Origin of the sequence: Yersinia enterocolitica (assembly GCA_002082245.2) — a bacterium.
Taxonomy (GTDB): Bacteria; Pseudomonadota; Gammaproteobacteria; order Enterobacterales; family Enterobacteriaceae; genus Yersinia; species Yersinia enterocolitica_E.
Genome location: NBTC02000002.1, coordinates 3,623,937 through 3,637,796, shown reverse-complemented (window position 1 = coordinate 3,637,796; position 13,860 = coordinate 3,623,937). Strand labels below are relative to the sequence as shown.

Here is a 13,860-nt window from a genome sequence, read left to right as displayed (position 1 = left end):
AACCGAGAGCAATTTCATCTAATTACCCGCAAGTAAGCGTTTAATTGACTGATAAATAATAAATTTATTTTCATCCTAATAGATGATGCGATACAACGCACCAGCCATCGCGCGACCAATACTGTCTAAGTGATCTGTCGCTACAAAACGACGTTATAACTCATCATTGTTTTTCTTTATGTTTATCATAATCTTATATGTCTCTGTTTGGAGACAAAGCCTCTGCCTTTTGTCGCAAAAAACCAACACCTATTCTTTTACCTGATAAATCACCAGTCTGGTCACCCTATAGGACTAATTTGATCAAAGGGTGCCAACAAAGGTTCTAATACAAGGAGGACAGACTGTGAGGTCGGATTAGCGACCGTCAATACAACAGGATGAAAAGAGAGGGCTATGATGGGGAATCGATATTATACCGACGAAAAAAAACCCCGCATTGCGGGGTTTCTTCTGAAATTGGTCGGCGAGAGAGGATTCGAACCTCCGACCCACTGGTCCCAAACCAGTTGCGCTACCAAGCTGCGCTACTCGCCGATTTCTTACTGTTGACTCTACATGGTCTTTCGACCTATGTCCATGTAAATATTAATGAATATCTACATGTTTGTGTGGTGCGAAGGGAGGGACTTGAACCCTCACGTCCGTAAGGACACTAACACCTGAAGCTAGCGCGTCTACCAATTCCGCCACCATCGCATGTTCCACAAAATTTGGGGTGGCTAATGGGGCTCGAACCCACGACAACTGGAATCACAATCCAGGGCTCTACCAACTGAGCTATAGCCACCATAACTTCTTTACAGCTTACTTCGTCGTACGCGGCAATCTTACCACCGCAGCTCTTGCACACAAAATTAATGGTGCGCCCGACAGGATTCGAACCTGAGACCTCTGCCTCCGGAGGGCAGCGCTCTATCCAGCTGAGCTACGGGCGCTTAGCGCCGTTGCGGGTGAGGATACTACGGTTTTAATACTTGGCTGTCTAGTGCTTTTTTAGAAGAAATGGTGTGTTTGCTTACGCTTTGCACACTCTGCCGCAAAAGTTAGCCATTAATAGCCCCCCCTTGCCTTGTTCGCTGGTTTTATAGACGTTTTATCCCCTTCATACTTGAAGCCGCAAGGATGTTCACTGCTCTCGGTACCCGACCCTTCCATGGACCGGGCCTCTACAAGACTACTTACTGCAAACAGCATTCAAATCGGTTCCCAGCAGATTCGTCATTCGCTTGCGGCCTACCTACAACGCCAATTACTTTGGAGATGTTTCAGCAACGTTGTGTTTATGCATTCTCAGTCCGAAATAACATGCCGACACCAATCCAAGGAAAATCACCCCGACTAACAAAGATAAACGGGTATCAGGGTTAATCCCCATCCCGACCAGTACACATATCAAGAAAGCGATAGTTAGATAGTTTACATACGGGAACATGATGGATTTAAACGGATGCTGCTTTAACGCTTCTTTATGTACCTGGCGGAAACGCAGCTGGCTAACGAGGACCACAAACCACGGCACCATGCCCGGTAATACACTGGCACTGTAAACATAGACAAACACCTGCTGTGGATTTGGAATAATGTAATTAAGGCTTGACCCCACCAGCAGACACAGAATCGTCACCGCAATACAGTAAACTGGCACACCGCTGGCCGACAGCTTAGTCAGGCAGGCCGGTAACTGGCGGTTTTTCGCCAGTGCATACAACATACGCCCGCCGCTATACATACCACTGTTACAGCCTGACAGTGCCGCAGTCAGCACCACGAAGTTAATAATACCCGCAGCTGAAACTATCCCAATCTTGGCAAATGTCAGGACAAACGGGCTGCCTTCCGTGCCGATACCATTCCACGGGAAGATAGTGACAATGACAAATATCGCGCCAACATAGAAAATCAGGATGCGCCATAAAATATTATTAATGGCTCGCTTTAATGTCACTTGCGGGTTTTTAGCCTCACCGGCGGTGATACCCACCAGCTCAACCCCCTGATAGGACGCCACCACAATACACAAAGCAAACATGAATCCTTTCCACCCGCCGGCAAAAAAGCCGCCATGGGCTGTCAGGTTATCAAAACCAATCGCTTGTCCGTGATTACCAAAACCGAAGAAGATAACCCCCAACCCCACCAGAATCATCACAATGATGGTGGTAACCTTGATCATCGCGAACCAGAACTCCAGCTCACCATATAATCTGACCGCCGCCAGATTAGCCAGCGCCACTATGGCCACCCCGGCAATCGCAGGTAGCCATTGTGGAATTTCTGGGAACCAAAACTGAACGTATACCCCAATCGCGGTAATTTCTGATATCCCTACCGCTATCCACATAAACCAATAACCCCAAGCCGTTAGATAGCCGAAATAGGGGCTAAGATACTTATGGGCATAGACGGCAAAGGAGCCGGCAACCGGCTCCAGATAAAGCATTTCGCCCATGGCCCGCATAATAAAGAATACAAATAAGCCAGCAATGATATAAGCCAGCAATACCGAAGGCCCGGCCCATTTTAGGGTGCTGGCGGACCCCATAAACAACCCGACGCCAATTGTCCCACCTAACGCTATCAGTTCGATATGCCGGGCTTCCAACCCACGGTGTAATCCTTTTTTCTCTTCGTTATCTGCCATATATCCTCTGTGAACTGATGATGTGTCTGCTCCGGCTTTCCCGGTTGTTTTTATTAATTAATCTATTGTTTTTATTAAAAATAGACGTTTTTCACACAAAAAAATCTAACGACTGCACCAACGTGTTCAGCCTAATGATGACTACTTTAATTTATGCAAGTTAACGAATAGGGAAACCACCCACAATAAAAGGCGATTATGAGCACATAACCCTAACCGGCCGGTATCCTTCCGTATCTGGGTCAGATTAGCAAACAGGAAACTAAAACTTTATGGAATAAAAATTAAAGAATCGATTCCAAAATGGAATTAAGGCGTGATGATATTGGTAGAAGGAATAAATGCGAGAGGTTTTATAACAGCAGGGTTGGTGAAACCCTGCCCAAAAGACAATATTACAGACGGCCGCTGTAATAATAACCAACAAACTTAAGCAACTTGAACTGACGCCGGATACGACTTGGTTGCGCCAGCAGGCGATAAAGCCACTCCAGCCCCATGTTCTGCCATATCTTAGGTGCACGTTTGACATGACCGGTAAAGACGTCATAGGTGCCACCAACGCCCATATACAGTGCATCGGGATAGAACTTACGGCAGTCACGCATAAACATTTCCTGTTTAGGCGATCCCATGGCGACAGTCACTATCGCCGCGCCACTAGCCGCTATTCTCGCAAACAGGGCTTCGCGCTGCTCTGGTGTAAAATAGCCATCCTGGCTACCCACCAGATTCACATTCCATTGCGCGCGTAATTTAGCTTCAGTTTCTGCCAACACGTCAGGTTTACCGCCCACCAAAAAGACCGGCGTCCCTTGCTGCCCGGCACGCTGCATGAGTGCTTCCCACAAATCTGCACCCGCTACCCGTGACAGCTTCGCCTGTGGGTATTTACGACGAATCGCACGCACCATACTGATACCGTCGGCATACAGATATTCAGCCTCGGTGATCAACTCACGCAACGCCGCATCATCCTCAGCTTTGAGCAGTTTCTCTGCGTTCATTGCCACCAGCGTTCCGGTCTTCACCGGGCCGCTGCTTAGCAAATGATCCAGCGTTTGAGCCATATCACGAAAGCCCCAAATCTCGAAACCACGGACATTATATTTTGGAATAACAGTATTCGGTTCCATTACGATCCTTACAGTTGGCGGCCCGTTTCAGGAGTGGATGAACGCTTCGGCTTGTTAACCCGACGCTGTAACTGTTGCGTTATCAAACCCGCGGTATCGAACAACCAATACAACAATTTTGCCAGTACCAGACAGGCACCAAAAATCACGCAGAAAAACACCACGCGTGACACAAACGAATCTAATCCTTCCCGTGCCAATACAATGATGTTAAATACCGCACCAAAACAGAAACTTTGCAGAATTGCCGCTTTATAACGGTTGTTTTCTGCTTTGCCTTGTTCGTAGAGCCAATCGAACCATTTAATGATTAATCCTACGACAATAGCACCCAGTGGAATAAACAGCACCCCGCCCATTACCACCAAAGAACCGATCAGGGTTGGAGAGATAGCCAGCCCGGAGTGATTATCCAGCACATCCCAAGTAAAGTAATTGGCGGTATTAAGTACCAAGTCTGGACGCTCCGGCCAAAGCGAACTGGGAATAAAGACATAAAAATCACGAATAATCGGTGCCAGCCCTTGGAAATCTATTTTGTCGTAGTTTTGTAGCAGCAGCCCTAGGTTTTCCCACGGCGAGAAGGTATCCCGTGTCAGGTAGAGGAAAGTGTAAAACGCCTCTGCGCCGTTCACATCCAAACCATAGCGTTTCAGGGCCAGCCAGAACATACCAACAATCCCAAAGACACCTGCCGCAGCCAACATCCACAAGGTTATCCAACCGCGAACGATACCGATAAACAGGAATAATGAGAACGCGATAATGATATTAGCGCGGGTACCGCCGACGATAACATAGGTCAGGATGCCAAACGCCACCGTGCTTGCCAGGAAGAAAAACCAGGCGCGCATATCTTGTTTCAAGAAATAGACCACCAACATCGCCGGGATAAAGAAGTAGAAAAAGCGCTTCAGTGCCACACCCGAAACATCACTGGAGAAGATTTTGCTGTAGGAATCGAGCTTAAACAACAGGAAACCATTTTGCATAAAGAAGATGCCGACAGTGCCAATAGCCACCAGTGCCAACAGTATCCAGGTCAGATTAGTTTCCACCCGATTCATGGTGAATACCGGCGCCCGTGGCTGGCTGCGCGGCTTAGTCAGGCGAGTTTTGTAACTCACATAATAAATGCCATAAAAGGCCGTGGCCGACAGCATTGCATACAATAAGTACTCAACCGGCACCACCGCGACCCCGAACTGAAACACCAGCATACAAGTCAATGGGAAGCCAAAATAGAAAGTCAGCAGGTAAAGCATTGAAAACAGCACATTGAAGTTAAAACGAACCCGCCGAAACTCCTGATAGGTTAATGTCAGGATAAAAATAACTGCCATCAGATAGACGCAGAAAAGACCACCAAATTGCCCCAGCGTCATGGGTGTTCTCCTGCGGCCAACGCCAGCGCCTGCTGCCAACCTTCGATATAATTTGGATTAAAGAAAGCGATAGATTGCTTATCCAGCCCGGCTAATTGGCGTTGTGCCTCACGGATCAACGGCTCATCCAATGAGTCACCATAGAAAAGTACCGGAATATGCTGCTCAGCCAAGTCTTGCCAGAAAGGGTTTTTGCGACTCAAGACAAAAGGCACACCAAATTGCGTTAATAAACATAAGGTGCCGATACCTTGCTGCCGATTAAAAATAAAATAGCCCAAATCGCATTCACGCAGGATATTCAGATAATCATCGAACGGGATCTGTTCTGTCAGGAGACGCAGATTTTCTGCGGCAAACAGCGCCAGCCCAGCTTGCCTGACCTGCTCGATATACAGCTCATTATTAGCCGGATACCCCATCGGCAGAATAACCCGGGCATCAGGGCCAAATTGCTGATGAATGGCCTGCAACGCCTCGATATGACGATTGGTGGTATCACCAGAGTTCCCCACCAGAATAGTCATCGGGCCAGCTAACGACTTTTCGATGTTAACCCCCGTCAATGCCGGATCCATACGGGTTGGGAAATAGAGCAACGATGCGGGCACCCGAGGATGACGCTGCTGAAAATGGATTAAGTCGCCACGGGTCGCAAAAACATGACCAACCCGCCCTTGAGCAATACGGCGCAACAGGTAAAACAGGCGAAACTTCCAGCTTTTGGCATCTTCATATAAATCAGCGCCCCAAATATGCCAGTAAACCTGGCGTGGCTTGATTTTGCCACTCAGTAGGGCCAGCCACAGGGTGGCATTAAACTGACCATGCCAGAAGAAGCGCGTGCTGCGATCAGCTTGTGCACGGGCGATAACCGCCTCAGCCAAAGCTTTCTTGCTGCTGTGCGTTTCGATATCCAACTGAGGGAATGACGAAAAAGGTGCTGTCTCTTTTGCCGCGACCATAAAATGCCGCACCTGTTCTATCGGCGCACGCGTTGCCAGCACGTCATTAAAGAAGCGCAGCACAGTCAGATTATGGTGCGGGATATCAGATCCCAGTACATGAATCAGGGTTGTCATTTTTTTCTACTGTAAAGAGTGTCTACGGTGATGAATGTCTACGATACATAATGAATACGCAGCTACAGAGCGCAAAATAGACGATATAAGTTGCCATATAGGCCTGTGCTGCACCTAAAGAGCCATTCATTGGAATTAACCAATGGGCAAACCCGGTCAACAGTAAGAACTGACTCACTTCCGTCAGAATGTAAAAGCGCAAAGAGGCTTTGGCAATCACCAGATAGCCAAACACATACGACCCGACTTTCAACACATCGCCCACCAACTGCCAGGCAAAAAGGTCACGCATGGCGGTAAACTGGTGCGAAAACAGCAGCCAGATAGCAAAATCACGTAACAGCCACACCATCAAACTGGCGGTCGCCACTGCCGGTAAGACAAACTTCAGTGAGCGCAGGATTTCACGAGAGATATCCGCTTTAGCTTTGAGCCTTGAGAGTGTGGGTAGCAAATAGACCGTAAATGACGCCGTAATAAATTGTAGATAAGCATCTGAAATACTGCTTACCCCCTGCCAGATCCCGACGGCATCCCAACCATACTGATCTGCCAGCAAGTTACGCATCATCACATAGGCGACTGGCAAGGTCACTGAGGTAATCAGTGCCATGATGGTAAACTTACCTAAATGGCTGGCTAATGCCTTGTCCCAGCTAAGTTTAAGATAACTTAGGGGGATAGTCTTGCGGCGAATCAGCATGGCTGCCGCAGGTATCACCACCAGCGCGGGGACTAATGCCAACCCCACTAATGCGCCGGGATAACCGCCGATACGAAAGCAAAGATAATACGCCACGACACCAATCAGACTGCCGCCTATCACCGCCAACGCATTACCCATGGCGTCGCGATAGCCTTTGAGGATCGCCAGAAACAGGTTGGCGTAGGCAATACCCATCTGGATAAGCGCCACTGCGCGCACCACATTCTGGTAATCCCCATGGCCGAATAACGCAAAACTAACAGGTTTAGCTGCCAGCAAAAAAATTAACGCCAGCAGAGTGGAGAACCCCAACACTATCGCTGAAGAGGTACCCAGCACCGCACGTAAACGTTCAGGTTGTTGATGATATTCAGCAACATACTTAGTAATACCGTTAAAGATACCCGCGCCGGAGAGCACGCCTAATACCGTAATTAGCTGGCGAAAATTACCTGCCTGCCCAACGCCGCTGGGACCAAAGGTCACCGCCAGCAGCTTAACCACTAACAACCCTACGCCGATTTTAATCAGCGTAGAGCCAGCAGTCCAAATCGATGCTTTTGCCAGAGACATATCAGGCGAAGAAACTCAGAACAGTATTAATGACCGTTTTCTGATTCACATCAGTCAGGTTAAAGAAGATAGGCAAGCGAACCAGACGCTCACTCTCCTTAGTGGTAAAGCGGTCTTCACCCGCCATACGGCCAAATGCCTCACCTGCCGGGCAACCATGCAACGGAATATAATGGAATACCGCCATAATCTCAGCTTCTTTTAAGTAGCTGATAAAATCAGAACGATCGTCAATATCGCGTAGTTTGATATAAAACATATGCGCATTTTGCGCCACATCACCGGGGATCACTGGCAAATCAATGCGCCCAGCATCAGCCAACGGTTTGAAAGCATCATAATAGGTTTGCCACAGCGCCAAACGGCGTTGGTTAATCTGTTCTGCGGCTTCCAACTGGCCCCACAGATACGCGGCCTGTAAGTCAGACATCAGATAGCTAGAGCCGATATCACGCCAGGTATATTTATCGACCTGCCCACGGAAGAACTGGCTACGGTTGGTACCTTTTTCGCGAATGATTTCAGCGCGATCTATCAGTAACGGGTCATTAATGAGCGTCGCGCCACCTTCACCGCCAGCCGTGTAATTCTTGGTTTCATGGAAACTAAAGCAGCCGATATGGCCAATAGTCCCCAACGCTTTGCCTTTGTAGGTGGACATCACGCCCTGAGCGGCATCTTCTACCACAAACAAATTATACTTTTTCGCCAACGCCATAATGGTATCCATCTCACAGGCAACACCGGCATAATGGACTGGCACGATAACCTTGGTTTTATCGGTAATCGCTGCTTCAATCTTGGTTTCATCGATATTCATGGTATCTGGGCGGATATCGACAAACACCATTTTTGCCCCACGCAGCACAAAGGCATTCGCGGTGGAAACAAAGGTGAAACTCGGCATGATCACTTCGTCGCCGGGTTTGATATCCAGTAACAACGCAGCCATTTCCAGTGAGGCGGTGCAAGAAGGTGTCAGTAAAACTTTCGGACAACCGAAACGCTGCTCCATCCACTGCTGACAGCGACGGGTAAACCCACCATCACCGCATAATTTACCGCTAGCCATCGCGGCCTGCATATAACCAAGTTCGGTGCCTACTACCGGTGGAGCGTTAAATGGAATCATCTCATCCCCTGCATAACCAATACGCGGTGCTCTCAATAGCAGCACCACTGCGAATATAAAGACGTAAAGCAGCAATATTGCTCATCTGTGTGGCTACCCGTAATCGCTGTAACCCATGACTCTGGCACCACTGCTTTGCCGCCGACATTAACGATGAACCAACACCTTTACCCTGTGCCTCGGGGAATACCGCCAACAAGCCAATACGCGCACTGCCATCTTGCAAGTCTCGTAGCGTCACAAACCCCGCTGGCTGGCCCAACGTATCAGTCACCAATAAACATTGATGGTCGAACGTGCCCAATACGGCTTTTTCTGCCCACAATGCATAAAATCGGCCACTGTCCTGCGGGTCATACCACGGCGCACGGAAACGACTTAATGCAAAGGCATTGGTGGCGACGCTGCGCAATTGCGGGATATCCGCCGCCGTTGCAACTCGGTGTCTGGATACAGTGACATCTGCCTCAGATAAAGCATTTTCCGTGCCAATTACATTTTTTACATCAATGGCTAACGAGAGATCGACTTCTCCTTCAACCAGATGGAAATCAAGTTGACCAAGAGAGTCAATGAGATCAAGGCGATGGGTAGGTACTTTAGCTTGGGTAAGCGTAAAAGTGTCCAACTCAGCCGGATTAAGCTGCGGGGCTGAGTCGGAGAAAATCAGTTTTGCACTGTGGCGCTGGAAAAATTCACTTTCCCAGTCCAAGGGCTCAATACTGGCGTGGACGGGCATGTAACAGATCCAATAGATATTTGCCGTAACCGGTTTTGGCTAGTGCAGTCGCCGCACGCCTGACACCGTCATCATCCAACCAGCCATTACGCCAGGAGATCTCTTCCAGACAGGCAATTTTGAAACCTTGACGTTTTTCAACGGTTTGTACAAAGGTACTGGCCTCAATCAGGCTGTCATGCGTTCCTGTGTCCAGCCAGGCAAAACCACGGCCTAAGAGCTCAACGGTTAATTCATCACGTTCCAGATACATCTGGTTGATACTGGTAATTTCCAGTTCACCACGCGACGATGGTTTAACTTTTCTGGCAAAATCAACAACTTGGTTATCATAAAAATAAAGCCCGGTCACCGCCCATTTGGATTTAGGCTGACTTGGTTTCTCTTCGATAGACAACGCGCGGAAATTGTCATCAAACTCCACCACACCAAAACGCTCGGGATCCATCACCTGATAACCGAAAACGGTTGCCCCTTTGGTCCTTTCCGCCACATGTTTCAGTTTCGGGCTAAAACCTTGACCAAAGAAGATATTATCGCCAAGAACCAAGCAGCAAGGTTCATTGCCGATAAATTCTTCCCCGATAATAAATGCCTGTGCCAATCCGTCGGGACTCGGTTGTGCGGCATAACTCAGATGAATACCAAACTCATCACCATTACCCAGCAAGCGCTGAAACGACGGCAAATCTTCTGGGGTGGAAATAATCAAGACGTCACGGATCCCTGCCAGCATCAGCACTGACAGCGGATAGTAAATCATCGGTTTATCATAGACGGGAAGCAGTTGCTTAGAAACGCCACGGGTGATGGGGTGCAAACGGGTACCAGAACCACCAGCCAGAATTATGCCTTTCATACGATCTCCTGAAACATACAATCTCCTGAAACCATCAGGCAGACGTTATACACAGGCAAAACATCATGCAAACTACTGGATGACGTCATCCCAGTGATTAATAGACTACGAACCTATCGTCAGTCACTTAAGCCCAAACGCTCACCCGCGTAAGAACCATCCTGAACCCGCCGCCACCACGATTCATTATTCAAATACCACAATACGGTTTTGCGGATGCCACTTTCGAAGGTTTCCTGTGGCCGCCAGCCTAATTCCCGCTCAATTTTGCCGGCATCGATGGCATAGCGCATATCATGGCCTGGACGGTCTTTGACATAAGTAATCAGGTCACGGTAATGCACAATTCCGGCCGGTTTGGCGGGGATAAGTTCATCCAGAAGTGTACAAATGGTCTCAACCACCTCAATATTTTTGCGCTCATTATGGCCGCCAATATTGTATGTTTCGCCCACCACACCTTCGGTAACCACCTGATACAAGGCCCGCGCGTGGTCTTCGACATACAACCAGTCGCGTACCTGTGCGCCATTGCCATACACCGGCAACGGTTTACCCGCCAGTGCATTCAGAATAACCAGTGGTATCAACTTCTCAGGGAAATGATATGGACCATAGTTATTTGAGCAATTAGTTACCAGCGTCGGTAGGCCATAAGTCCGCAACCAGGCACGAACTAAATGGTCACTGGACGCCTTAGACGCTGAATAAGGGCTGCTTGGCGCATAAGGTGTGGTTTCAGTAAACAGATCATCAGTACCGTGCAGATCGCCATATACCTCATCGGTCGAGATATGGTGGAAGCGAAACGCCTGCTTCGCCTCAGCACTCAGTTGCTGCCAGTAATGACGCGCCGCCTCTAACAGGGTGTAAGTGCCCACCACGTTAGTTTCGATAAAGGCCGCAGGGCCATCAATCGAGCGGTCCACATGGCTTTCTGCCGCCAGATGCATCACCACATCCGGCTGATAGTGCGCAAAAACCCGATCCAATTCGGCGCGATCGCAGATATCTACCTGCTCAAAAGCATAACGTTCGTTCTGGGCGACAACAGCTAGTGACTCCAGATTACCGGCGTAAGTGAGCTTATCCACCACCACTACGCTGTCTGAAGTGCCATCGATAATATGTCTTACCACCGCAGAGCCGATAAAACCGGCCCCGCCTGTGACTAGAATACGTCTCAACGCCATACTCCTTTGGTGTCAACAATCCACGATTGCTTCACATCTTCAGGTTTAATTGCTTTGAATTGGCGGTGATCGACCAACATCACCAGCACATCCGCTTGCTGCAACGCAGTCGCGGTGTCTTTCAGTGTCACGTGACCTGCCAGTGATTTTGGCAGTTGCTCAACATTAGGTTCAACTACCAATGTTTCGCCGATATGCCATTCGGCGATCAAATGGGCAATTTCGACTGCCGGGCTTTCACGCAGGTCATCAATATTGGGTTTAAATGCCAAGCCAAAGCAGGCAATTTTTACTTCAGAGGCGCGCTTATTGGTGGCAGCCAAACAATCAGCAACGGCGGCTTTAACCCGATCCACCACCCACAATGGTTTGCCGTCATTCACCAAACGTGCCGTGTGGATCAAGCGTGCCAATTGTGGATTCTGTGAAACGATAAACCATGGATCAACCGCGATACAGTGACCGCCCACACCTGGACCTGGCTGCAAAATATTTACGCGTGGGTGACGGTTCGCCAGGCGAATCAGTTCCCACACATTGATGCCCTGCTCATCACAAATCAGTGACAACTCATTGGCAAAAGCAATGTTAACGTCGCGGAAGCTGTTTTCCGTCAGCTTACACATCTCAGCGGTGCGGGAGTTAGTCACCACACATTCGCCTTCGAGGAAGATTTTATACAACTCACTGGCACGGGCGGAGCATTTCGGCGTCATACCACCGATAACGCGGTCATTCTGAATCAGTTCAACCATGACCTGACCGGGTAACACACGTTCAGGGCAGTAGGCGATGTTGATATCAGCATCTTCACCGGCTTGCTGTGGGAAGCTCAGATCCGGGCGCACTTCAGCCAGCCATTGGGCCATTTGTTCAGTCGCACCAACTGGAGAGGTGGATTCCAGAATGACCAGATCACCTTTTTTCAATACTGGGGCGATAGATTTAGCGGCTGATTCAACATAAACCATATCCGGTTCGTGATCGCCTTTAAACGGTGTCGGTACGGCAATAAGAAACGCATCAGCTGCCAGCGGTTTGGTCACCGCTTGCAGGTAACCGCCTTCAACAGCAATCTTCACCACTTTATCTAAATCCGGCTCCACGATATGGATAGCACCGCGATTAATGGTTTCAACAGCATGGGCGTTGACATCAACCCCAATCACTTTCTTCTTGCGCGACGCGAAAGCAGCAGCAGTTGGCAGACCAATGTACCCAAGACCGATAACAGAAATAGTTTCAAAACTCATAACGTCACCTGATGATTCTTTAAAGCTTCAAGGATGCGTTGACAGGCATGCCCGTCACCGTAAGGATTATGCGCCCGTGTCATTTGATGATAGGCAGTTTCATCAGTGAGCAAGCGGGTCACTGCATCGACAATTTTATTAATATTAGTGCCAACCAACAGAACCGTACCGGAATCGACTGCTTCCGGGCGTTCGGTGGTATCACGCATCACCAGCACCGGCTTACCTAATGAAGGCGCTTCTTCCTGAATACCGCCAGAATCGGTCAGGATCAGGTAAGCGTGGTTCATCAGATAAACGAATGGCAAGTAATCTTGCGGGTCAATCAGAATGATATTATCAATACCCTTCAAGATACGATTGACCGGCTCACTGACATTCGGGTTGAGATGCACCGGATAAACCACCTGCACCTCGGGGTGCTTAAGGGCAATTTCAGCTAACGCACTGCAAATCCGCTCAAAACCACCACCAAAGCTCTCACGACGGTGACCCGTGACCAAAATCATCTTCTTACTGGTATCAAGGAACGGGTAGCGTTGCGCCAGGCTGGAGCGTAACTCCGGGTTATTCATCACCCGATCCCGCACCCAGAACAGCGCATCGATCACCGTATTGCCGGTGACAAAAATGCGGTTCGCCGGTACCATCTCACGGAGCAGGTTTTGGCGGGAATTCTCGGTCGGCGCGAAATGGTACATAGCAAGATGCCCCGTCAGTTGACGGTTGGCCTCTTCCGGCCACGGAGAATAGAGATTCCCTGTGCGCAATCCAGCCTCGACGTGGCCGACAGGAATACGGTGATAAAATGCTGCCAGGCTGGTTGATAGTGTCGTGGTCGTATCGCCATGAACCAAAATAACGTCTGGCTTAAATTCTGCTAGAACAGGCTTTAACCCTTCCAAAATACGGCAGGTTATTTCCGTCAATCCCTGTCCCGGTTTCATGATATTTAAATCATAGTCCGGTTGAATCTCAAATAAGCGTAACACTTGATCCAGCATCTCGCGATGCTGGGCCGTCACGCAGACTCTCGATTCAAAGGCTTCATCCTGAGCCAAGGCATGCACCAGAGGAGCCATCTTAATGGCTTCAGGCCGGGTGCCAAAAACAGTCAACACTTTCACAGTGAATCTCTTTAAGGTCAGTTAGCCGCAG

Annotated in this window: 11 protein-coding genes and 4 tRNA genes; all 15 read right to left on the bottom strand. The window is 49.0% G+C overall.

Annotated features, from left to right (window positions below; translation table 11 throughout):
• Window positions 1–460: 460 nt before the first annotated feature.
• Window positions 461–537: transfer RNA gene (locus A6J66_018130), tRNA-Pro, on the bottom strand.
• A 75-nt stretch (window positions 538–612) separates the two neighbouring features.
• Window positions 613–699, bottom strand: a tRNA-Leu gene (locus A6J66_018125).
• A gap of 15 nt (window positions 700–714) precedes the next feature.
• Window positions 715–790 (bottom strand) — tRNA-His (locus A6J66_018120).
• A gap of 71 nt (window positions 791–861) precedes the next feature.
• Window positions 862–938, bottom strand: a tRNA-Arg gene (locus A6J66_018115).
• 314 nt (window positions 939–1,252) lie between these two features.
• Window positions 1,253–2,644: an amino acid permease gene (locus A6J66_018110; GenBank protein PNM25913.1), complete on the bottom strand. Its 1,392-nt coding sequence runs from the start codon at window positions 2,642–2,644 to the stop codon at window positions 1,253–1,255.
• A gap of 395 nt (window positions 2,645–3,039) precedes the next feature.
• Window positions 3,040–3,780 carry a lipopolysaccharide N-acetylmannosaminouronosyltransferase gene (locus A6J66_018105; GenBank protein PNM25912.1) on the bottom strand — a complete coding sequence of 247 codons (741 nt, stop codon included), beginning with the start codon at window positions 3,778–3,780 and terminating at the stop codon, window positions 3,040–3,042.
• 8 nt (window positions 3,781–3,788) lie between these two features.
• Window positions 3,789–5,165 (bottom strand): O-antigen assembly polymerase, encoded by a 1,377-nt coding sequence (locus tag A6J66_018100; protein PNM25911.1) that lies wholly within the window; start codon window positions 5,163–5,165, stop codon window positions 3,789–3,791.
• A complete protein-coding gene (locus A6J66_018095) occupies window positions 5,162–6,247 on the bottom strand; it encodes a TDP-N-acetylfucosamine:lipid II N-acetylfucosaminyltransferase (GenBank protein PNM25910.1) in 1,086 nt (361 codons plus the stop codon). The genes A6J66_018100 and A6J66_018095 overlap by 4 nt, the downstream gene beginning before the upstream one ends.
• Window positions 6,248–6,269: 22 nt before the next feature.
• A complete protein-coding gene (locus A6J66_018090) occupies window positions 6,270–7,526 on the bottom strand; it encodes a lipid III flippase WzxE (protein PNM25909.1) in 1,257 nt (418 codons plus the stop codon).
• A gap of 1 nt (window position 7,527) precedes the next feature.
• Window positions 7,528–8,658 carry a dTDP-4-amino-4,6-dideoxygalactose transaminase gene (locus tag A6J66_018085; GenBank protein PNM25908.1) on the bottom strand — a complete coding sequence of 377 codons (1,131 nt, stop codon included), beginning with the start codon at window positions 8,656–8,658 and terminating at the stop codon, window positions 7,528–7,530.
• A 1-nt stretch (window position 8,659) separates the two neighbouring features.
• Window positions 8,660–9,397, bottom strand: coding sequence for a dTDP-4-amino-4,6-dideoxy-D-galactose acyltransferase (locus tag A6J66_018080; GenBank protein ID PNM25907.1), 738 nt, complete (start codon window positions 9,395–9,397; stop codon window positions 8,660–8,662).
• A complete protein-coding gene (gene rfbA / locus A6J66_018075; GenBank protein ID PNM25906.1) occupies window positions 9,375–10,256 on the bottom strand; it encodes a glucose-1-phosphate thymidylyltransferase in 882 nt (293 codons plus the stop codon). Before rfbA ends, A6J66_018080 begins: the two co-directional genes overlap by 23 nt.
• A 119-nt stretch (window positions 10,257–10,375) precedes the next feature.
• Complete coding sequence (locus tag A6J66_018070; GenBank protein ID PNM27069.1) at window positions 10,376–11,443, bottom strand: dTDP-glucose 4,6-dehydratase; 1,068 nt, start codon at window positions 11,441–11,443, stop codon at window positions 10,376–10,378.
• Window positions 11,440–12,702 carry a UDP-N-acetyl-D-mannosamine dehydrogenase gene (locus A6J66_018065; protein PNM25905.1) on the bottom strand — a complete coding sequence of 421 codons (1,263 nt, stop codon included), beginning with the start codon at window positions 12,700–12,702 and terminating at the stop codon, window positions 11,440–11,442. Before A6J66_018065 ends, A6J66_018070 begins: the two co-directional genes overlap by 4 nt.
• On the bottom strand, window positions 12,699–13,829 hold the full coding sequence (locus A6J66_018060; GenBank protein ID PNM25904.1) for a UDP-N-acetylglucosamine 2-epimerase (non-hydrolyzing): 1,131 nt from the start codon (window positions 13,827–13,829) through the stop codon (window positions 12,699–12,701). The genes A6J66_018065 and A6J66_018060 overlap by 4 nt, the downstream gene beginning before the upstream one ends.
• Window positions 13,830–13,860: the final 31 nt, after the last annotated feature.